Here is a 20,877-nt window from a genome sequence, read left to right as displayed (position 1 = left end):
CGTCGCTGCCGCCCCATTCGCGTCACTCTTGCCCCACGACGCTGCGGAGGTCATCCGGGCCCCGACTAGGCCGACCGATACTTTCGATGAGCGCCCGCCTTGGGAGGAATGCGCAGACATCGAGCGCCTCGCGCAAACACTTCGAGAAGGTATCGACGCTGCGTTCCTGCCTCGCAACCGCCTGAGGCGTCCGCAAGGCTGACGCAATCCGCTCCGTCGACCCCACGACACCCAGGGGCGCGAATCTAGGCGTCCATTTCCTCCCATGATCCTATTTCGCGCCCAGACGGGTCGTGGTTGGTGCCAATCGCGCAGCGACATGGCTCGGTCGTCACCTCGGTCACCTTGCCGTCCTTGCCGGACTCAAAGTCGACAGCTTTTTCGTGAAGGGGTCCAGTCGGCACGCGCATCTCCTTTCTGTGAATGGTGTGCCCGCACACTACTGCCTGCGCTACGGCCAATACCCGCTCGCCGCGCTCCCACCGGCCGACCTCGTCATCGTCGGCATCGGGTTCCCCGACGACATCCACGGGCAGCCCGCCGCCATGATCATCCGCATGACCGGAGCACCAACGTCCTACGTGCTCGACCAGGTCACTTCGGCGATCACTGGTGCCTGGGGCAACCGAGGTCATGTCCGACGCCGACTACGAGGCCCGACTGTTCGCAGCCTAGGCCTTGGGCCCCTGAACCATCTCTAGCCACTCACCACGGGTGAAGACCTCTCTGCACGACGTACAGATCTTGTCACCTGTATCGGAGCCTAGGTAGAGCCACGCTCGAACCGAGGGTGCTCGCATGCTGCAGGGGTTGTGGCCATGAACAAAGCCTAGCGACCCTGTCAGCCGCTCCTAGGAATCGAGTTCTTCGTGCAACGGGTGTATCCGGACACGTGACTCCCAGTCATCACCGACGAGTTGCTCAATGACGATCTTAAACTCACGCCGCTTCTGGTACTTCGAGAGCACGCCGGTTGCCCATTCCAGCACCTCGATGAGTCCATCAGCCTCGCCAGTAGCGATAGTCTCGGATCCGACATTGATTCGATAGTCAGCCATCCCGCGACCGTAGCGACCACCACGACAACGCGCCCACTATTTCCGCGAAACAGGCGATCGACCTGGACGCGTTTGCATGACCAAGCGAACGAGGACGGCCTGAGCGTATCGAGCCGCCCCCGTTCGCCGGCGACTACGCCGAGAGCGCTGCCTGCTCGTCAGACGTTGCCACCTGGATCTTGCGCGGCTTCGCCTTCTCGCTCACCGGGATCATCACCGACAACACGCCGTTGCTGTACGTCGCCGAGATGTCCTCGGTTGCGATCCCCTCACCAAGAACGAACTGCCGGTAGTAGCTTCCCGAGCGTCGCTCACGAGAAATCCACTTAGCCCCCTCGTGCAGGGCAGCGGTCCTCTCGGCACGGATAGTCAGCAGGTTGCCGTCCAGATCGATGTCAACCGATCCCGGGTCGACTCCCGGCAGGTCGGCACTCAGGAGGTACCGGTCACCGTCTCTGAGCAGGTCAACAGGGACGGCTTGGGAGCCGTTCTGCTGCATCAGGCTGGTTGCGAGGCGATCGAGACCGCCGAAAGGATCAAAGGACATAGCGTTCATGGCAGAAATCTCCTTTCACTTTGTGAGCCCGTGGACTCATTTCTTGAGTACATATATAGGCAATCGTGCGGGCCGTTCTCAAGGCCGATCCGTTGAGAAAATTCTTAAGAATTTGAGGGCGCCGGAGACCATCACCACCATCGGACGCGACGGCGAACTCGCGGCACTGCACCTCACCCCAGAGTCAGCGAGGCGACTCGTCAACGCAGTAGCCCGAGACCTGGTACCCCTCACCGACAGCCGACCGAATCTCAGCCGGCTAGTTTGCAGGATCGGCCGCTCGTCGACGCAGCAGGTCTGTCGCAGCGAGGTCGACAAGGCCTGGCGATTCGGACTCTCCCTTGATCGTCGGCGGAGGCCCGAGCACCCTCGCAGAGAAGTGCAAGTAGATCTGCGCCCTTGTTACTTCATCGACTGGCGCGACGAAGTTCTCCAAGGAGCGCAGCTGGACCGCCACGGCTGCGGCCCAGTCGCCTTTCATCCGGTGCTGACCGGCTAGACGTCCTGTGTAGGCAGCGAAGCCGCCAATGCTCACCACGACCAACACGTGCGTCACGAGTGAATCGGAGAGTTTGGAACCATCAGCCCACCGTGCCCCAGCGACTGCGATTACTACCGCGGCAAACGACAAGACGAATGTCATGTAGCGAAACAGATCAGACGACCCCAGTTCCGACTTCGAGTAAGTACTGAAGTAGCTTGCAAGATCTAAATCGCCAATCGCGCCCTGAGAGGAACGTGCTCGTGACGCGGCCGCCTCTGCACTAGTGGCAGCCTCATCGGCCCGAATAGCGGACAGCCGCGAGGATGCCCGGTTGCGGCTCTCTTCGAGTGCGGATAAATCGTCCTCGAGCATCTTGAAGTCAACCATCGTCAAGTCAAGACTGGCGACGACGCGACGGGCCATCGGAAGTCCCGACTCGACGACGGTCAGTAGTTCCTGCGAGCCTTCGTGGCCTAGTGCGCTGAACAGTTCATCGAGGTGATTCTCGATCTGGTGGCGCGCAGACAGGCCAGTCGCATCGGACTCTTCGTCTTCGTAGGCCCCGACCTGTTGCAGCGCCCCGGCGAGGTGCTCCATGGCTCTGAGATCAGCCACAACAAGCCTGCGGTCTTCGAGTGGCCGCTCGATCAGTTTCCGTTGCACCCGCTCGGACAGGTACTCGAACCAATCGGTCACGGGCGATCTCCTTCGAATACGACGTACGCAACCGCCTGACCCTAGTCGCTCCACACCGGCCGTGTGGTCGATTCGGACCATCCCATTGTTAGGCCCCGTCAACTGGCGGGGCCTTCGTCATGCCCAGGAGGCACCATGCGCCCAGTCAACGAGAACGTACAGGTCAGCTTCCAGTACGGCCGCCGCTACAGCAACGGCAAGAAGCACCGCGGCCGCGACTAGTCCAACGGCAAAGAAGGCGGCAACGTCTACGCCATGTGGGACGGCGTCGTCACCCACGCCGGCTACGGCGGCTGGGGGCCCGCGTTCGGCCAGCACGTCGTCATCCGGTCGACCTTCAAGGGCGCCGTGCGGTGGCAGTGCCTGGCGCACCTCAAGACCGAGAACGTGCGCGTAGGCCAGACCGTCAAGGGTGGCCAGAAGATCGGCACGATCGGCGGTGCCCGGGGCAAGAAGTACTCCGGCAACTCCACGGGCCCTCACTGCCACGCGCAGGTGTCGACGCAGAACCGGTACGACCGCGAGATCGACCCGGCGCCGATGATCAACGCCGGCAAGCCTGCCCCGTCCAAGCCGATCGCCAAGTACACCGACGGTCTGTTCTGGAACCTCGCCGCATCCGACAAGGAGCACGGCAAGGCGTCATGGGACAGGCGCGTTCTCGGCATCATCCGGGCGCTCAAGCACTACGACCGCAACATCATGCAGCTCGTCGAGGCCGAGACGGAGGGCGCGCAGGGTCGGACGTTCGGGGCCGCGCTCGACAAGGCCGGGGCCAAAGTCGCCGTCGCGGACAACCAGCGCATGATCGCGGTCAAGAAGGCCGTCAAGGTCGGCAAGACCAAGATCCACACCCTGTCCGATCGTGGACCGGCCAAGGACGACAAGCAGATCGTCATGGCCGTCGTCACCGTCCCCGGCGCCGGGCCGCTAGTCGTCGAGGCGGGGCACTTCGAGTTCCGCGACGGCGCCGCCTACGACAAGACCCGCAAGGCACAGGTCAAGGAGACCCGCGACGTCACCCTGGCATTTGCCAAGGCCAACGGGGTCCCCGCCCACCGGGTGATCTTCTCCAACGACGAGAACGCCAAGACCGGCACCAACAACGCTTGGGGCACGACCTACACCGACCTGCGATCGCGCTCCAACGTCGTCTACGGCAACGCGAAGTACTTGTCGAACTGTGGCTGGGACGGCGTCGCCGAGACCTCGACATCGGCCTACGTGCCCGACAAGGTCCGTGTCCACAAGAACCGGCCCGTCATCGGCGCCTCGACATCGCTGACGTTCGTCGAGGACGAGCTCAGCGACCACCTGCCCATCCCGTACACCATCGGCAAGATCTAGAGAAGGGGCACCATGTCCCAGTCAGTCATTCCCACCACGACCAAGCTCGCCGCAAAGCACGGGGTCGTCCGCACCGCGACGCAGACCCCGTCATCTGTCATCCCGATCACGGCGATCGCGATTCCCACCACCGGCGACGGACTCCTCGGTGTCGGCCTTGGTGTCGTAGGTGCCCTCACGTCCGCGCTGATGATCATTGCCAAGGGCATCCCCGGCGAGTACGTCGACGCAGCTGGCGACTGACCATGATCCCGTCCTGGCGCACGGCCTGCGTGGTCCTGGTCGCATGGTCTGGCGTCGTCGCCGGCGCCGTCTTCGTGTCATGGCGCAGCATGGAGGCCGTGGCCAGGTCACGGCGGTAGCATCACCACGCGCGCCGTATTTCTGACGGCACGACCAAGCCCCTCGTCATCTTCGGATGGTGAGGGGCTTTTCGTCGTTACGTCACAGGAACGAGTTCGCTTCCGTCGTGAGGATCTCACCGTCGGTCGAGAAGACCGCGATGATCATCCCCAGGCTTCAGCCGTCGACCACGGTCCAGTAGCTTCCGTCGTCCGGCAGGATCGGCGGGATGATCCACCGGTCTCCTGGGCAGTCGTTGCACATGGTGGCCACCCTTGCACCAGGCGCGGGTCAGATCGCTGTTTCTAGAAACGTCATGACCGCGTCACTCCTGGTCCGCTTCCTTGATGAGTTGGTAGATGCGATTGCGGCTGATGCCAAGCTCGCGTGCGGCAGCAGTTGGCCCAACTTCGGACGCGTAGTCGCGGACGGCTTGGGCTCGCAGGTCGCCCACCTGGACGCGCAGGATCCCAACCTGTTCGATGGCCTCGTCGAGTGCGCGGATTCGTTCGAGCGGGTCAAGGCGCTTGGTCCGGGCTTCGAGTAGCCCGGCAGCGACTGCGATCTCTTCCGTACCGTCAATGTACACCCATGACTTGACGATCATATAAAGCTGAGCACCAACACGAACGCCCCGACCTCACTCGAGGTCGGGGCGTCGATGTCATAGGGACCTAGTTGCCATCGGCCACAAAGATCTTATGGGTTCGACACTCTTTCGGTACGTCGGCCGGGAGGCTCTTCGCGCCCCACTTGACAAAACTACCCCCCGTGTCGATCGGGTCTCCAATCTCATATGTCTGGCCAGAATGCCTCAATTGGAGCGGGCTTTCGCTGACCAGCCTCGCCGTTCCCGGAAACGCGACGACTGTGAAATGGGTGCCATCTAGAGACGCGACGCCGACGCAGCCTGATCGCGAACCAAGTTTTCCTTCCAGCCCTACCTCGTCCGACTCCTTCACTCCACCGGCGAAGAGGACCACGCCGGAGGGAGTGCGGGACGTGGAGCCTTCGTCTGAGGCAAGTATCCGCCACGCGCCGGCTGCTCCAATTAGGAGGACCACGACAACCAGAAACTTTCGAATCATCTCCTCGACCCTATCCCGCCGTGCGGAGTTCTAGTCCCATGACGCCCAGGTTGTGCCACAGCGGGGTGAACTGGCTTCGTTTCTTGAGAATCCTCGTATGCCAACCCGAGTGGACACCGTAGGCGTAGCCTCCGGAATACCAAGGACCGCCGCTGTCCCACCCTCCGACACCTTACTGGTCATAGACACCAGGTGCTTCCACTTGCCTCGCGCCGTGTTTAGACGGCTCACAGTACTGCACGTAGTTTTGCCGTTGTCGCGCTTTCCTAACGAAGTGCGCCCAAACAGGCACAGGCGCTGATTGATAACCGGCTTACGGTAGGCCTTGATTGAGCGAACCTTGGACGCTGTGTAGTAGAAGCTCTTGCCGACCTTTGCGTTGTCCCTCTCGTGATACTGCATATCACCGTCGTCGGTAGGCAAGTAGATGCTTGAGTTCTTCAGCGATCCGCTAACTCCTGCATATATTGAGAGATCGTTGTCGCAGTGACGTGCCGTAACCAGTCCGTACTTTCTTGGCCCGCCACCTTTACGGGCCAGCCCGATGTGCAGTAGCTGACACCGTTGGTGATCTTCGCACCGCCACGAAGCGTTGCCTCGTCCTCCGTGACAGTTGACTCATGCACGGTGACTTGAACGCCCGGAACGGCAAGTGGGGGCAAAGAAAGTTGCAGCGCATTCGAGACCTGGAGTTCAAGACTTGATTCAGCCCTTGCCCGCCCCCAACATCGGCTCTGATAAGTCCAGCTTCATCGTCGTAGTATGTCGACACATCCTCTGTTCCTGATGCAGCGATTACCGCATCATGCGCATCCGATACGAGTTTTGCGGTCTGGCCCTCGGTGTAAACCGCGTCAGCGACCGTGTCTGACCGGTACGGAAACGCCGGACGTCAGACCATCAACTTGGAGTTGGATGCTTGCAGGAGTGGAGGTCGTCATGTGAATGACTGCGCCCTGGCTTCCGCCTTCTTCCACTTCGGCTCGCGAGAAATACTCAGGATAAGATTGGCTTACTTGACTTGCAGTTTGAGCAAAACCGTTCTGCCAGCCATACTTAGCGATTGCAGAGGCAAGCGTGATGCCCTCGTCAACTGCCGCAGCCTGCATGTCCTCGAGCTCGTATTCGTCGATTCCATACGCTGTCATTGCGGGGAGACCCGGCTCAATCTCGTAAGTGACGTCGAGGTAGGGCCGTCGTGCGGCTGTGCAGGTCGAGGAGCTGTCAGGGTTCATGGAGCAGAAGCGGCGTTCTGCTGAGTGAATGGTTTCGTCGCCAGCAACCAGGGCGATGCCTTCCATGTTGATGGTGCCGTTGTTCCAGGCTTTGGCCATGTTGGTCAGGTTGACCTTGGTCCACCCGTCTGCACAGCCACTTGCACCACGGTTAGCAACAATGCTGGTGCTACCTGAGGTCTGAGAGCCGGGGCGTGTCGACCAGGTAATCGTGTCTTTCCAACCAATGGTGACCGGGTTGATGTTCATGGTGCGGTTGTTGCAGGTGTACCCGTAGTACTGCCACAAACCCAGCTCCGCCGAGATGATCTCGGTGTTGACGTTGCTGTCAACGAGGTTGTTGAAGAACTTCAGGTACGACCTAGCCGGGTTGGAGTTTCCCGGGCTGATCGCCGGGTCAACCTTGCCAACGATCAGCCGGTAGTCCGACCCCTTCGCCGTGTCACCGTTGCGGACCCAGGTGTCGCGGGTCTTTTCCATGGTGATGTCGGGGTCGATGATGACTGGGTACTGGGTGCCGGAGTCGGTCAGGTAGCCGGTCGGGGTGGTTAGGTCCAGCGTGTGCTGGGTGAGATCGCCGTCCGTAGCGGTGGTGTCGAGCTCGGCGTCCAGGTCGACCATGTTCGCGGGGTCCCCGGCCGCGTCTTTGACCGCATCCCAGGCTGACAGCTGGGTCGTTGATCCGACGGTCTTGCCGTTCTCGTCGGTGATCTTCAGACCACCGGCAGATGTCTGATCGACGTCCACTCCGTCTGCGCGCAGCCCTAGGCGGAAGACCGGATCATCTTCATCCGGCTGTTCATTCAGGCGGATCCGGGCAGTGACACCGGAGCCGGTGACAGTAACCAGTAGGTCTGTGGAGTCAGAGATCTCGTAGGTGGCGACACCGCCGTCGACCGTCGGTTCAGGCAGGTTCGTCGGCCAAGTGAACGCCAAGGAGGTTCCGTCCGGGCGGGTGACTCTGGCCGCTTCCTTCGCCGAACCGCCATCGACCGTGATGTCCAGGTCAGATGCCTTCGGCGCATAGGTTCCGTCAGCCTGCTTGACCAGCGTGTAGTCGACCGGGACCCACTCGCCCGACTGCTTGATCCGAGCGGTTCCGCCGAAATCGCGCTGGGTGAAGGTTCTGTCTGGGTTGGCATATACCGAGACCGATTCGGTGCGTTGGGAAAGATCCTCAACTCGCTCGCCCTGGTCGACTGCGGCAGCCACAGCCGCCTTGGTCGTACCAGCGTCAAGAGTGCCGTCGTCGTCCGAATCGGACACCGCGACGGTCACTGGATCGGTCGATCCGACGCTGACACTCGATGTCGAAAGCGTCATCAACGACACCCCCAAGACCAATGCTGAAGCCATACACGTTGCGCGCCGTAAATGGCGATTCAAACTCACCGAAAGTCTCCCAGAGCAAAAGTGAACGCCCGTCGCATTCGACAGGCGAAAACTAATCATGACGCACCCGTCTCTATTCTTCAGCAGAATCACAGAAACGAGTTGTAGGTCACCGGGTCTCCCCGACCTCGACCGCCACGCCAACTACGTGTGCGCCGGCTGACTCGAGAGCGGGGCCTGAAGCTTGCGTCGCGCATTCGTCGCCAGGTTGCTACGGCTGGGCTTCCAGTCGACTCCAATTACCGCTTGGATTTTCGCTAGCCCGCAGCCACCGCAGCCGACTCCGTGGCAAAGCACTCTTCCGGCTTCGCCACGTCGTAATACTGACCGCTCGGTACGTGGTAGATCATGCTCGAGGCGTTGCCTTTGATCGGGTAGTCCGACGGGCAGTCGTAGCCTTGCGGCGCTGCAGTACCGCCACCGTCACCAGCTGGATAAACTCAATTGCTCCGTGTACATGTACACGGAATCGGCTTTGAGACCCTCCTTTCTCGTCGTTTCAGATCCTTCCAGGCCTATCCACCTACGCTCAGAGTTCCCTGCAAGCGCAGTATTACGAGGCTTCGATTCCCGTCATCAACTCCGAGCGGAGCGAGGCGCCGAGGTCGGGGATCGAGTGGGCCCACCCGTGTCGCGCACCCGCGGAACTCTCGCGGCCTAACTCACGTCCCGCGCCTGGCCAGGGTGACCCCCGGCTCCACTAGGGTTCGGGGGTGATTCGACTGGGTACGGGTTTGGCAGCAGGAGCACTTGTCGTCTTGGCCGCGTGTGGCGGAAGTGATGAGCCGGCCCCGGAAGCAACTACGGCGGCCCTGAAGTCGGTGGATTGGCCGGCAGCGTGTGAATCCGTCGACACGTCCGTGCAGGAACACATCAACGGAGCGCTGCCGTCGGCCGAGGACTACGAAGCATTCGCCGTCGCGGTCGAAGAGCTCACGGCGGGCGTCAACCCTGATGACACCCAGCTGCTGAGCGATGTGCTGGTGGCGGCCCGGCAGTCCGTCGACGTGGAGAACAACCCCGTCGCGGGGCCTGACGATTACCTGACCGCTAGAGCGGGAATCCGAGACTCACTCTCCGCACTGCGCGACAAGTGCGCGGCCGAAGGCTCATCAGCCCTCAGCTAGATTGCGGCTCCGCGGCCGACCGGCGATCGAGATACCGAACCCGCGCAACCTCGACCAGCAGGAGCGCAACGAACGCGGTGCCCCACCGTACGTATGCCGGAACGTCGAAGACGAGGTCGAGCACGAGGTTGACGGCCAGCACCACGACGACGGCGACGACGATCTGATTCGCTCGCATCAGTCTCTCCATGCGAATCATCCTAAGAGACAGACCGTCAGGCCGTGTCTTCTCTTCAGACGTCCTCGGTCGGATCGGGCGGCGCGATGTCGTTGTCGTCAGGATCCTCTTCGATGCCGCCGGGCACCGTGGTCTTCGGCGCATCCGGATCGACGGGCTCGAGCGTCGGGTCCGGTTCCATAGGGGTCTCGCTCATGATGCCTCCAGTGGTGTGGTGATCGTCTCTTCGAGGTACCCGTCCGGGGTAGCGGCCAAACTTGGCATGGCCCCTACACTTGACAAGACAGATTGTGACCTATTGAAAATCTGCGGAATCTGCAACGAAAAACAATTGACTCGCCTAGCCTGCAAGGGAGGGTCATCTGCAGATGGACCGGTAGCGTCACCGACAGCTCGCGATGTGTTCGTGGAGGAGAGAGCTTGTCGCCGGGAGGTCTGCCAGTACTTGGAGTTCACATGTCGTCCCCCTGGCCATCCATCAATCGCCCCCAGCTGCTCAGTGCTGCCACAGAGTCGTTCACGCATCTTCGCGGCGCCATCCTGTACGGCGAGGCCGGGGTCGGCAAGAGCCAGCTGGCCAGCGACATTCGAGAGACTCTCGACCGCGAAGCTCCAGACCGTTACGTCTGGTACTCCGTGACCGGATCGCACGTCGAGTCGGCGATACCGCTCAGCGCGATCGACGGCTTGCTGTCTGAGGTCGACGCCGAAGATCAACGACCGCCTCGACGTATCGCCGAGCTGGTGCACTCACGACTCACCAGCGAGGCGAGCAGCAAGCACGTTGCGCTCCTGGTCGACGACGCACACCTCCTGGATGTTTCGAGCGCCGAGGTCCTGGCACATCTGTGCCGGCTCGGCGGCGTCCACCTGTTGTGCGCGATCCGCTCAGGCCACACCCAGGCAGATGCGCTCGTACGCCTCTGGCGAGACGATCTGCTGGGTCGGGTCGACGTGCCGCTCTTCACCGCCGACGAGGTGGGAGAAGCTGTCTGGGCGGCGCTCGGGGGCCCGGTCGACAGCGCGCTGGTCAGAGAGCTGTTCCGTTCGAGCGAGGGCAATCCGATGTACGTCCGCGAGCTGGTCCGCGCCGGGACGGCCGACGGCTCGATCGTCCAGCGTCACGGCATCTGGATCCGCGAGGGTCGCCCCAAGACAGCTGACCGGATCATCGACCTGGTCACGGCCGAGCTGGAGCGACTGTCGGATCGAGAGCGCGCAGCCGTCGAGCTCATCGCACTGGCGGAGCCAGTCAGCTCTGCCCTGGCCCGGCCCCTGATCGACACGGCGACCCTCGATCAGCTGGTCGACGCCGGCTTGGTGCGGGTCGAGGAGGTCCCCGACCAGGGCCAGCTGACCGACCCGTCGCTGCGGCTCTCCCACCCGATCTACTCCGAGTGCGTCCGCAGCACGATCAGCCCGCCAGCCCGTCACGAGTGGTACGCCAAGATCTACCGCGAGACCCCGCCGGCACCGCATCACACACTCAGCGGGTTCCTGCGCTGGACCGCCTGGACCCTGGAGTGTGGCCTGGAGATCGCCGCAACCGATCTGGTGCGCGCGGCTCGCGCGGCCAGCTCCCTCGGCCAGTCCGACTTTGCGCTCGAAGCCGCAACTGCCGCCTTCGAGCGCAGTGTCGACACCCAGACGGCGGTCGACGCGTTGACGATCCGCTCACGCGAGCTGTACTACAGCGACCTCCCGATAGAAGCCCTCCGCGACGCCGACGCCGCACTCCGTCTGTTGCGTGCGACGCCGTTGACGGTTGACGAGAGGGTGGCCGACGCGATCTTGAAGCTTCACGAGCTGCGCGCCGACATCCAGCAGTTCGGCCTCGACGATCCAGCCGCCGCATTGGAGACCATCGACCGCTTCTTCCGTCCGCTGGTCGAGAACGGGGAGCGGACCGAGCACGTCCGACGCCACGCTGGCCCAGATGGTCAGCCGCAGCTGGGCAGGAGATCTCGTCACCCCGCTGAAGGTCGTGGACGATCTGGTCGACGAGCCGACGGCGAGCTGGATGCCGCTCCACCGGTCATGGTCGCCCTGACGTGGGCTGGCCGGACCACAGAAGCCATGGCGCTCGCGGCCCACTACGACACCGTGACGATTCCCGAAGATCCGACCTCGATGCGCGCCGGAGCCAATCTGCGGTTCGCGGCGCTCATGATTCACCTCGTGAGCGGGCGTCTGGAAAGCGCTCGCGCCTGTGCGCCCGACCCGCTGTCGATCAACGACTGGGTCACTTCGATCCGGCGGGGACCTACGCGTGCTCGGCCCGGCTGCTCGCTGCCGACGGCCGCTGGCGCGAGGCCGACGAGCAGTTCCGCATCGCCCGTCAGCTGAGCGACGTGCGCGACCCGTTCGGCCTGAAGGCGTGGGCCATGGCCTGCGAGTCGGTGACCGCAGCGCAGGTCGGTGACGACGATCGCGCCCGCGAGCTGATGCTGCGGGTCGAACGCACCCCGTGGCGGGCCAGCAGAGGACTCGAGGCCGACATGCGCGGCCAGATGGCCCGCACGTTGTTGATGCTGCGCGACCCCAAGGCCACCGAGGCCGCGGTGGAGCTGACGACCTGGGCGGCTGAGCACGGCTACCACTTCGTCGAGCTGTGGGGACACGACCTGGTCGCGATCGCCGATCCGAAGCTGGTCCGCGCTCCTCACGGCACCGCAGCCAGGGTGGCCGAGCGGCAGGCTCTCGTCGATGCACCCATCGCCGGCCCGCTGGCCGCGCACATCCGCGCGATCATCGACGAAGACCCCGCATTGGAACAGGCCGCTGCTGCCCAGCTCGGGCAGCTGGGGCACTGGGTGCCACGACAGTCGTCATCGCCGTCGGCGTTGTCGCGACGGGAGTCTGAAGTCGCCGCCTTGGTCGCTGCGGGCCTGAGCAGCCCGGCCATCGCCGAACGACTGCACCTGTCGACCCGCACCGTCGAGGCCCACGTCTCGCGGGTCTTCGCCAAGCTCGGCGTCAACCGGCGCAGCCAGCTCGCCGACGCCTTGCGCAAGCACACCGCCTGACATCCGACGGCACGCCCACCGAGCTGGCCCGGACAGACGTCACCCCAGGTCCGGCGAGGTGAGCCCGCCGGACCTGGGGTGAAGGTGTCTCTCAGTACTGACGGAGCTTCAGCGTCTTGCTTGCCTGACGCAGCTTTCCGTTGCCTCGGTAGCTCGCCGTGACGAAGACGCTCCGGTCCGCCAGGCCCGTGAGCGTGAACTCGCGGACGCCACCGTTGCTCGGCAGGCTCAGCAAGCTGACCGGGCGGCCGTCGACGTAGACCTGGACGCGACCGAGAGCCGCTCCACCCTTGCTCTGACGCACCTTGACCCGCAGCTTGCCGGTCGTCTCGCCGGTACGCCTGACCGACATCTTCACCTTGGCGTTCGGCTTGCCCTTCAGCACACGCTGGATGATGCCCGCGCTGGTGGTCGACTCGAACGACGATGCCGACGACGGGATGAACCGCGCCGTGAACCGGTGCGTGCCAGGCTTCAGCTTGCGGACCACGACCGATCCCCAGCCCTGGCTGTTGACCGGCACCGGAGCGCCGACCTTCCTGCCATTGTTGTAGAACTGGACGCTGCCCGCGATCTTGCCCTTGCTGCCTGCATCGGCCTGCAGCTTCGCGTGCAGCAGGATGTCCTCGCCCTGGAAGGCCGGGATCTTGTCGGTGACCAGACGGAACTTCAGCGTGTTCTCGTTGACCGTGACGACCACGGTCGGCGAGACGCCCTCGACGTTGTTGTCGTCGCCGAGGTACTTGGCGCTGAACTGGTGCACACCCTTGGCGACCTTGGTCGAGGTGACCGTGGCGTTGCCGTTGTCGTCGATCAGGACCTGCGAGCCCACCGGGCTGCCGTGATCGTAGAACTGGACGTGGCCGGTGGCCTTGCCGTCAGGGTCGGCCGACGTGACTTTGGCGGTCAACGTCAGCGGCTGCCCGTACTGCAGCTGGTCGCTGCTCGGGGTCAGCGTCACCGTGGCGGTCTGCTTGTTGACGACCTGGTCCAGGACGTTGCTGAACACCGGCTTGTACCGGTCATCACCGAGGTACTCGGCACCGACGTCGATCGTTCCGACCGGCAGGACATCGGTGGTGACCGTGGCCTTGCCGTCGGTGTCGATCGCGATCGGCGCGTTGAACGGCGTGCCGTTGACGTAGAGCTGCACATCGCCCGTGGGCTCGTACGGCTTGGTCGGCAGGAGTCCATCGACGTCGATGCTGAACGTCACGTCGTTGCCGACGAGCGAGGGGTTGACGTCGCTGGTCGGCTTGATCTTGGCATCTCCGAAGTTGACGACGTGATCGATCCAGCTGCTGATCGCCTCGTTGTAGTTGCTGTCGCCTTCGTAGACGGCCCGGATGTGATGGTGCCCGTTCGGGTTGGTGACCGGCACCTCCAGGACGAATGTCGTGACACCCGTGTTGGGGTTGATCGCCTGGGAGACGCCTAGCGGCTGGTCGTCCACGTACAGCTGGACGTTGCCGGTCGGCTTGGTCGTGCTACCCGTGAGCGAGGCGACCTTGACCGCGAACTTCGACTTCTCGCCCGAGATCACGGTGTCGTGCTCGGCCGACAAGGTGATCGACACGTCGCCGGCGTTGACGACGAAGTCGACCAGGCTGGTGGTGTCGTCCGACGGGTTGAACTCGGTGTCGCCGAGGTACTGGGCCGTGATGTCAGCCGTTCCGACCTTCAGCTTGGTCGTGGTCAGCACGGCCTGGCCTGCACCGTCGAGCGTGACGACGCCGCCAGGAATCGCGACACCGCCCTGGAAGAAGCGCACCTGTCCTGAAGGAACGCCCTTGGCCGGCGCCACAGGCGAGACCGTCACACCGAGGTCGACCGCGTCACCGAGGTTCGGCACGTCGGCCGGTCCGGCGATCAACGTCGAGCTGTCACCCTTGATGACGGTCAGCCGGCTCGCCGATCGACGGCAGGAGGTCGCTGACCGCGTCAGGCGTGTAAGTCGCCTGCAGCGTGTAGTCACCGACCAGCAGGCCGTCCTTGTGGATGGTCGCGGCACCGTTGAGCAGGTTCTTGGTGCCCAGTGTGACGATCGAGCCATCGTCGTGGCTCTCGGCGGTCAACGTGACCGATCCGGTCGCCACTGGTCCGGGAAGCTTGCCGGAGCGACCGTGATCTTGTAGCCCTTGGACTGACCGGTCACGACCGTTCCGGGATCGTCGATCGTGGTCGTGCTGGCCGTCGGGGTGCGCTTCTTGACGACCTGCTGCAACGCCTCGCTGCTGGCCGGCTTGTACTTGGCATCTCCGAGGTAGCGCGCCCAGACGCTGGTGGTGCCGACCGGGAGATCTGCGAGGGCGACCGTGGCCTGACCGTTGACGTCGATCGTGATCGGCGCGTTGTACGGGGTGCCGTCGACGTAGAGCTGCACCTTGCCGGTGGGCTCGTAGGTCTGGGTCGGGATGAGGCCGTTGACATCGATGCTGAACGTCACGGCGTCACCGACCTGCGAGGGGTTGACGTCGCTGGTCAGCCGACCTCGGCTTCACCGATGTTGACGAAGTGGTCGATCCAGTTGCTGGTCGCCTCGTCGTAGTTGCTGTCACCTTCGTAGACGGCCCGGATGTGATGATGGCCGTCGTTGCTGGTCACGGGCAGGCTCGAGGAAGAAGATCGTGCGCCCCGTCGCGTCGAGCGACTGTGACGTCCCGAGCAGCGGTCGTCGACGTAGAGCTGCACCGAGCCGGTCGGCGTGGTCGAACCGTTCAGCGAAGCGACGTCGACGACGAACTTGGACTTCTCACCCGCGATGACGGTGCCGTGCTCGGCGTCGAGGGTCACCGACACCTGCCCGTTGTTGACCACGAAGTTCTCGAGGCTGGTGAGGTCTTCGGACACCTCGAACTCGGTGTCGCCGAGGTACTCGGCGGTGATGTCGGACGTGCCGACGACGAGCTTGGTCGTGCTCAGCACGGCCTGGCCCGAGCCGTCGAGCGTCACGGTGCCACCGGGGATCGCGTTGCCGTCCTGGTAGAACTTCACCTGGCCGGACGGGACGCCCTTGGCCGGGGCGACGGGGGTGACCGTCACGCCGAGGTCGACGGAGTCGCCGAGGTTGGGCGGGGTGCCCGGACCGGCGATCTCGGTGTCGGTGTCGCCCTTGACGACCGAGAAGTCACGCTGGCCGGTCGAGGCCAGCGAGTCGCTGTCGCCGTCGGGCGTGTAGGTCGCACGCAGCGTGTAGTCGCCGACCAGCAGACCGTCCTGGTGGAAGGTCGCCTCACCACCGGTGAGGTTCTTGGTGCCGATGACCGTGATGGTGCCGTTGGTCTGGTTCTCTGCGGTCAGCTCGACCGAGCCAGTCGGGGTCTGTCCCGCACCGGCAGCGGTCACGACTACCTTGTAGGCCTTGTCCTGACCGGTGACCACGGTGTTGGGATCGTCGATCGCGACCGCGGTCGTGAACTGCGACTCGTAGGTGATCGTGACGGCGCCGTCACCGTCGACGTTGCTGGTCCAGGAGCCGTCGAGCTCGGCCAGCACGCTGTTGACGTGGCTCGTGCCGCCGCCACCGCCGCCGCCACCGCCGCTGGTCGTCGCGGCGCCTTGGCCACCGCCCTGGTAGCCGCCGCCACCGCCACCGGCGCCGCCGGCACCCGTGGTCGTGGTGGTGTCGCCCGTGCCGCCGATCTCGCTGGCGGCGTCGCCGGCGTGCCCGCCTTCAGCGGCCGACGCAGAACCGTTGTCGCCGTCTTGATCGGCGCCGCCGCCGTCGCCGGCCGCCTGGCTGCCGATGAGGCCGCCACCGGTGCCGCCGCCACCGCCGCCTGCGCCTGCGGTCACGACGTGGTCGCCGTCGAGCAGCACCTCCGTCGCGCCACCACCGCCGCCACCGGCACCGGCGTTGTTGCCACCGGTGCCGCCGTTGCCACCCTTGCCGAGCGCGGCGGAGGTGCCGCCGAGCCCGGCTCCGGTGTTGATGTCGGAGTCGGCGTCGCCGCCGCGCTTGCCGAGGTTGACCGTGATCGTCTGGCCGGGGGTCACGGGGACGGTGACGGTGCCGCTGGCACCTCGTCCGCCGGATCCGCCTTCGAGACCACCGGCGCCGCCGGCGGCACCCTTGACCGCGATCTTCAGGGAGGTGACGTCAGTCGGGACAACCCATTGCTGGTTGAGGCCGCCTGAGGTCTGAAATGTTGCTGACCCGCTGGCAGCGTGGGCTGCTTGGGGTGCGATAGCGATCAGTCCGGCGGCCATCATGGTGGTCGCAGCGGCTGATGCAGTGATTCGGGAAGCCCGACTGCGTTGGCGCACGAGAAATTCTCCTTGGGGGGGTGGCGCCCGGACGGCACCTAGAGACTGACCAACGCTCGCAAGTCGTGGCCTCCCGCACATCAGTAAGTACTACGTAATTCCGCCTAGCCGCTGCGATGCTGGTCAACGACAGCCGCTGCTTCGTCGCGTAGTGCCTGCACCACGAGGCGGACGGAGGGCCGTTCGTAGCGGTCGGGCCGCAGCAGCGCGGCGATCTCGCGGGTGGCGCGGATGCCGACGAGGGGGCGGGTCACGAGCCCGTTGCCGTGCTCTCGCGTCGTGAAGCGGGGCAGGATCGCGATGCCGTGCCCTCCAGCGACCAGCGCCTCGACGATGCCGTTGTCGGAGATGCGTTGCGCGATGCGCACCGGTTCGCCCGTCGCGGCGACGACCTGGCTCAGGACCCGGTCGAAGGGATAGTCGTGCGGCACCCCGATCCAGGTCTCCGCAACGACGTCCTTGGGTGACAGGCTCGCCTTGCGGGCGAGTGGATGGCCTTCGGGGAGGGCGACGTCGAGCGGTTCGCTCATGAGTGGGACGACCTGGAGCCCGCGGTCGTGCCACGAGGCGGCGGTCGTCGGCGAGTCAGCGATCACGACGTCGTAGTCGGGCGTCAGATCGGCGAAGTCGACCGTCACGCCGTCCTCGTCGGAGCACACCAGCTCGACCTCGGGAATCTCGGCCATCCGGGTCAGCACTCCTGGCAGCAGCATCTCACCACCGGTGGGGAAGGTCGCGATCCTGACGAGCCCGGCGGGGCGTTCCATGAACGCGCGCCACTGTCCCTCGGCTCGCTCGATCGCGACGGCGATCTCGGTGGCTGTCTGGACCAGCGCCCGACCTGCGACGGTCAGGGCGACCCCACGACCAGCCGGCTCGACCAGCGAGTATCCGGCCTCGCGTTCGAGCACCTTCGCTGCTGCGACACCGCTGAGGGTGTGACCTTCATCGCGTCGGCGACAGCGCCCACGGTGCCTCGCTCGGCCAGTTCCCGCAGCAGCGCCAGTCGGTTCACGTCCATGTAGAAACACTACACGTTACGTGTAGAAATGTTCGCTTGTCCTTGATGGTTGAAGCATCCACAATTGAGCTGTGACCCGATCAGCGGATCACCTCAGAGCCTTGAAGGAGGCCCACCATGTTGATCCTCAGCATCAGCTTCGCCGTCATCACCGTGATCGGTGTGGCCAAGACGGTCAAGGCCGTCAGCACCGACGGCTTCGGGCGCATCCCCACCCGTACGTACTGAGTCGACGCTCAGGCGACCCGGGCCCGATGGCCCGGGGCCAGCTCGTCGACCAGCGCGTCGGTCTCACCCGTCGTGCCACCGAACGCGCCGTGCTCGGCGACGGCCGCGTACATCTCGTCAGCCACCGCCTCGACATCGGACCGCTCACCGAAGTGAGCCGCCAGGCGCAACCGCGAACGCCACAGCTCCTCGCTCGCCGGCAACATCGTGAGCCCCTGGGTCAACGCCGATCGCGCCGCGACCTCGTCGTCACGTGCCGCCGCAGCCTCGGCCACCGCCTGCACCGTCAGATTGACCGCGATCGCGATGTCACCCTCGACCGTCAATGACTCCAGCCAGCCGAAACGACCTGCCGGAACGTCGGCAAAGGCTGGTCCTGTCACGAGGTCCAGCGCTGCGCGCAGGTGAGTCTCGCGGTTGGCTCCGTCCTCGCTGGCCCGGTTGAGCGCTGCCCGGAACGTCGCCCAGTCGACATCGACTGCGCCAGGGGCGAGACGCCAGATGCCAGCGTCCTGCTCGACGACGGGATGCCCGTCAGCCGTGGCGCCGAACCAGGCACTCAACTGGCCGAGGGCACTAGCCCGCAACGTCTCGTCGACGCCTCGGGGCCAGATCGCCGCGCTGATCCGGTTGGCGTGCACCCCCACTGGGTGCAACGCCAGGAAGCACGCGATCTCGGTCAGCAGCTCGCGCCGGTCGTCATCGACCTGACCTGGCGCCTCGACGGCCACCGGGCCCAAGATGCTGACGCGGGCAACCGTGTCGTGGGCGGCCTGCACCCGGTGCTCGGTCTCGAGCACGTCGACCAGCTGATCCATGCTGACGCGTCGCGACGTCGCAGGGGGCTCGTACAGGGCAGTCAGGTCGCGAGTCGCCTCGACTGTCAGCACCTGCGCTGCGGCATCGATGCCGTGCAACGGCGACGACACCCTGCCGTCAGGACGTGCCGTCAGGCGAACCCCGTCGACGCCGGCCGAACCCACGACGACCACACCCAGAGCAACGGTCGGGTCTGCAGCGAGGGCCGCCGCTGCGCCAGCTCTGACTTGGCCGGAACGCCGGAGCACACCACCAGGTGGTACGACCAGTCGATCGCGCCGGGAGCGACCTGACGCGCCTCGCGCGCGGATGCGACACCGGCCTCGCGGCAGGCAGAACGGTGGTACCGAGCGATGTTGTCGAGCGACTCCAGAACCCGGCCAAGATCATCGGCGTGACGGATGGCGCCGTTGCCGACCGACGTGAGGTCGTCGGCAAAGCCCACCAGCGTGACGACCCGATCGTCAGCCCATAGATGCGTCGCCGTGTCGACGGCGATGCTGAGCGCGAGCCCGCGCGCCACGTCGCTGTCACCGTCGAGCACAAGGACGCCCGACACAGACTCCGCATCGAGCAGCAGCAGCGTGCCGTCGTCGCGGCGTCCGATGCTGACCAAGCCGGGCAACGACGACAGGCCTGAGCCCGAGACCTGCGTGTCACGGTCGAGAGTCCACACTGTCGAGCGCGCCTGCCACTGAGCGGGCGGCTCAACCGGCGGTGCCTCGTCGAACGACAAGGCGACGCCGCCTGCGCCGAGCGAGACCCTGGCCGGGGCAGGGGCAGCGACGGCCGAGTTGAGCGACCGGATCGCCCGGTCGAGCCAGCCTGCTGTGGAGACGTCGGCCTCCTCGCGCAGTCGGGTTCCGGGGCCGGGGGTCTGAGGATCGGGATCGTGCGGATCGGTGCCGGTGACCCCGCGGGTCGACCACCATGCCGTGGAAGGGGCCGAGGCGCGTCGACGGCGCAGACCCAAGAAGGCGCCGGCCAGGACCAGGCCTCCGGCCACACCGAACAACGGCGCCCAACGGCCGTCGAGCGAGATACCGCCGCCGGACTCGGCCGTGGTGTCGGTCGAAGCTGCAGCGACGTCTGAGGCGACTGGGTCGGCCTCGGCCCCACCTGTCTGGCCGCCACCACCGCTGCCACTGCCGCCAGCGGGAACCTGCTGCAGCACCGCGTGGTCGACGACCTTGAGACCCGAGCCCTTCGCGTCGTTGGGCAGCTTGAGCACCCAGCCCGGATGGATCAGGTCTGCCTTCTCCAGCACCCGACCGTCAGGCTGGGTCACACCCTTGTTGAGCTCCCCAGACCTCGTTGTAACGGCGGCCGTCTCCGAGGTAGCGCTCGGAGATGTCCCACAACGTGTCGTAGTGGCGGCCGTTCGGAGGTTTCACGTCGTAGTAGGTCGTGACGCCTTCGGCCACGTCGAGCCGGGTCGCCGACTCGAGGTCGCCCACCGTGGGCAAGGTGCCGTCGGGCAGCTCGTCGGGCATCGCCACCTCGGTCACGGCCGCGACGGGCGCCTGACTCGTGGTGGTCTCGGCAGGCGCCAGATCAGACGGCGTCACTGCCGTCGCCGACGACATGCCGGCTCCCGTCACGGCGGCGAGCAGCACGATCGAGGCCACGAGACGTCGGGCCAGCCCCTGGGTGCCGATTCCGCCGCCGGGGATGTGCGGTGCGAGCCCGCTCTGGCGACGTTCGGCCACGAGCTCGACGACCAGGCAGACCATGAAGTGCGCCCACGCCAGCCACACCACGAACGCCAGGACTGCCAGGACCGTCTCACCGCTCGCCGGTGCGTTGAGCCACTCAGCCGACGGCGCCTCGTCAGGCCACGGAGGGCCAAAGGCTGCCAGCAGCGCAACCGGGACACCGACCGCGATGAGCAGCGTGCCGACGAGGGCCGCCGCACCGGTCAGGACCGACGCAGCACGACTACGCTCCTGCGTGATCGCAGGCAGGCGGTTCTGCGAAGATCGCTCGACAGTCGGTGACATCGTCAGCTCCTTGG

General features: G+C 65.1%; 20 protein-coding genes and 1 pseudogene. 6 read left to right on the top strand and 15 right to left on the bottom strand.

What is annotated here, in order from left to right; genetic code table 11:
* The first annotated feature begins 428 nt into the window (after positions 1 to 428).
* Entirely contained in the window at positions 429 to 701 is a 273-nt protein-coding gene (locus tag ACHMWU_RS28475) for a hypothetical protein (RefSeq protein WP_396048847.1), read from the top strand.
* Between the two features lie 150 nt (positions 702 to 851).
* Here the strand turns inward: ACHMWU_RS28475 and ACHMWU_RS28470 are convergent, their stop codons facing one another.
* The 3 genes from ACHMWU_RS28470 to ACHMWU_RS28460 form a co-directional block, all read right to left on the bottom strand.
* Positions 852 to 1,058 carry a hypothetical protein gene (locus ACHMWU_RS28470; RefSeq protein ID WP_396048846.1) on the bottom strand — a complete coding sequence of 69 codons (207 nt, stop codon included), beginning with the start codon at positions 1,056 to 1,058 and terminating at the stop codon, positions 852 to 854.
* Positions 1,059 to 1,191: 133 nt separating this feature from the next.
* A complete protein-coding gene (locus tag ACHMWU_RS28465; RefSeq protein ID WP_396048845.1) occupies positions 1,192 to 1,614 on the bottom strand; it encodes an Hsp20/alpha crystallin family protein in 423 nt (140 codons plus the stop codon).
* A gap of 259 nt (positions 1,615 to 1,873) precedes the next feature.
* Positions 1,874 to 2,794 carry a hypothetical protein gene (locus ACHMWU_RS28460; protein ID WP_396048844.1) on the bottom strand — a complete coding sequence of 307 codons (921 nt, stop codon included), beginning with the start codon at positions 2,792 to 2,794 and terminating at the stop codon, positions 1,874 to 1,876.
* A gap of 243 nt (positions 2,795 to 3,037) precedes the next feature.
* Between ACHMWU_RS28460 and ACHMWU_RS28455 the strand changes: the two are divergent.
* Together ACHMWU_RS28455 and ACHMWU_RS28450 are read left to right on the top strand one after the other, a co-directional pair.
* Positions 3,038 to 4,141 (top strand): annotated as a pseudogene (locus ACHMWU_RS28455) (M23 family metallopeptidase); the annotation flags it as partial.
* 12 nt (positions 4,142 to 4,153) lie between these two features.
* On the top strand, positions 4,154 to 4,384 hold the full coding sequence (locus ACHMWU_RS28450; RefSeq protein WP_396048843.1) for a hypothetical protein: 231 nt from the start codon (positions 4,154 to 4,156) through the stop codon (positions 4,382 to 4,384).
* 424 nt (positions 4,385 to 4,808) lie between these two features.
* Here the strand turns inward: ACHMWU_RS28450 and ACHMWU_RS28445 are convergent, their stop codons facing one another.
* Positions 4,809 to 5,090, bottom strand: a complete 282-nt coding sequence (locus tag ACHMWU_RS28445) for a helix-turn-helix domain-containing protein (RefSeq protein ID WP_396048842.1) — start codon at positions 5,088 to 5,090, stop codon at positions 4,809 to 4,811.
* Between the two features lie 1,335 nt (positions 5,091 to 6,425).
* The gene (locus ACHMWU_RS28440; RefSeq protein ID WP_396048841.1) at positions 6,426 to 8,084 is read right to left on the bottom strand and encodes a DNRLRE domain-containing protein; all 1,659 of its coding nucleotides are present in this window, start codon (positions 8,082 to 8,084) and stop codon (positions 6,426 to 6,428) included.
* Between the two features lie 974 nt (positions 8,085 to 9,058).
* Here ACHMWU_RS28440 and ACHMWU_RS28435 point away from each other — a divergent pair.
* Positions 9,059 to 9,325, top strand: a complete 267-nt coding sequence (locus tag ACHMWU_RS28435) for a hypothetical protein (protein ID WP_396048840.1) — start codon at positions 9,059 to 9,061, stop codon at positions 9,323 to 9,325.
* Here ACHMWU_RS28435 and ACHMWU_RS28430 read toward each other — a convergent pair.
* Complete coding sequence (locus ACHMWU_RS28430; RefSeq protein WP_396048839.1) at positions 9,318 to 9,503, bottom strand: hypothetical protein; 186 nt, start codon at positions 9,501 to 9,503, stop codon at positions 9,318 to 9,320. The genes ACHMWU_RS28435 and ACHMWU_RS28430 overlap by 8 nt on opposite strands.
* A 55-nt stretch (positions 9,504 to 9,558) precedes the next feature.
* Positions 9,559 to 9,699: a hypothetical protein gene (locus ACHMWU_RS28425; RefSeq protein ID WP_396048838.1), complete on the bottom strand. Its 141-nt coding sequence runs from the start codon at positions 9,697 to 9,699 to the stop codon at positions 9,559 to 9,561.
* A gap of 260 nt (positions 9,700 to 9,959) precedes the next feature.
* Between ACHMWU_RS28425 and ACHMWU_RS28420 the strand changes: the two genes are divergently transcribed.
* Together ACHMWU_RS28420 and ACHMWU_RS28415 are read left to right on the top strand one after the other, a co-directional pair.
* On the top strand, positions 9,960 to 11,849 hold the full coding sequence (locus ACHMWU_RS28420; RefSeq protein WP_396048837.1) for an AAA family ATPase: 1,890 nt from the start codon (positions 9,960 to 9,962) through the stop codon (positions 11,847 to 11,849).
* A 5-nt stretch (positions 11,850 to 11,854) separates the two neighbouring features.
* On the top strand, positions 11,855 to 12,529 hold the full coding sequence (locus tag ACHMWU_RS28415; RefSeq protein WP_396048836.1) for a response regulator transcription factor: 675 nt from the start codon (positions 11,855 to 11,857) through the stop codon (positions 12,527 to 12,529).
* 91 nt (positions 12,530 to 12,620) lie between these two features.
* Here ACHMWU_RS28415 and ACHMWU_RS28410 read toward each other — a convergent pair whose 3' ends face one another.
* The 8 genes from ACHMWU_RS28410 to ACHMWU_RS28375 all read right to left on the bottom strand — a co-directional run bounded on the left by ACHMWU_RS28410 (position 12,621) and on the right by ACHMWU_RS28375 (position 20,863).
* Complete coding sequence (locus ACHMWU_RS28410; RefSeq protein WP_396048835.1) at positions 12,621 to 14,402, bottom strand: Ig-like domain-containing protein; 1,782 nt, start codon at positions 14,400 to 14,402, stop codon at positions 12,621 to 12,623.
* A gap of 10 nt (positions 14,403 to 14,412) precedes the next feature.
* Positions 14,413 to 14,604, bottom strand: a complete 192-nt coding sequence (locus ACHMWU_RS28405; protein WP_396048834.1) for a hypothetical protein — start codon at positions 14,602 to 14,604, stop codon at positions 14,413 to 14,415.
* Entirely contained in the window at positions 14,601 to 14,975 is a 375-nt protein-coding gene (locus ACHMWU_RS28400; RefSeq protein ID WP_396048833.1) for an Ig-like domain-containing protein, read from the bottom strand. Before ACHMWU_RS28400 ends, ACHMWU_RS28405 begins: the two co-directional genes overlap by 4 nt.
* A gap of 35 nt (positions 14,976 to 15,010) precedes the next feature.
* On the bottom strand, positions 15,011 to 16,741 hold the full coding sequence (locus tag ACHMWU_RS28395) for an Ig-like domain-containing protein (protein ID WP_396048831.1): 1,731 nt from the start codon (positions 16,739 to 16,741) through the stop codon (positions 15,011 to 15,013).
* A 158-nt stretch (positions 16,742 to 16,899) separates the two neighbouring features.
* Positions 16,900 to 17,706, bottom strand: a complete 807-nt coding sequence (locus ACHMWU_RS28390; RefSeq protein WP_396048830.1) for a LysR substrate-binding domain-containing protein — start codon at positions 17,704 to 17,706, stop codon at positions 16,900 to 16,902.
* Positions 17,707 to 18,052: 346 nt separating this feature from the next.
* Positions 18,053 to 19,027: a BTAD domain-containing putative transcriptional regulator gene (locus ACHMWU_RS28385; RefSeq protein ID WP_396048829.1), complete on the bottom strand. Its 975-nt coding sequence runs from the start codon at positions 19,025 to 19,027 to the stop codon at positions 18,053 to 18,055.
* Positions 18,994 to 20,151, bottom strand: a complete 1,158-nt coding sequence (locus ACHMWU_RS28380; RefSeq protein WP_396048828.1) for a hypothetical protein — start codon at positions 20,149 to 20,151, stop codon at positions 18,994 to 18,996. Before ACHMWU_RS28380 ends, ACHMWU_RS28385 begins: the two co-directional genes overlap by 34 nt.
* On the bottom strand, positions 20,138 to 20,863 hold the full coding sequence (locus ACHMWU_RS28375) for a LysM peptidoglycan-binding domain-containing protein (protein ID WP_396048827.1): 726 nt from the start codon (positions 20,861 to 20,863) through the stop codon (positions 20,138 to 20,140). The genes ACHMWU_RS28380 and ACHMWU_RS28375 overlap by 14 nt, the downstream gene beginning before the upstream one ends.
* Positions 20,864 to 20,877 lie beyond the last annotated feature (14 nt).

Origin of the sequence: Aeromicrobium sp. UC242_57 (assembly GCF_044452305.1) — a bacterium.
Lineage (GTDB): Bacteria > Actinomycetota > Actinomycetes > Propionibacteriales > Nocardioidaceae > Aeromicrobium.
The sequence above is the reverse complement of the archived record's forward strand: the minus strand, read 5'-3'. Positions and strand labels throughout refer to the sequence as shown.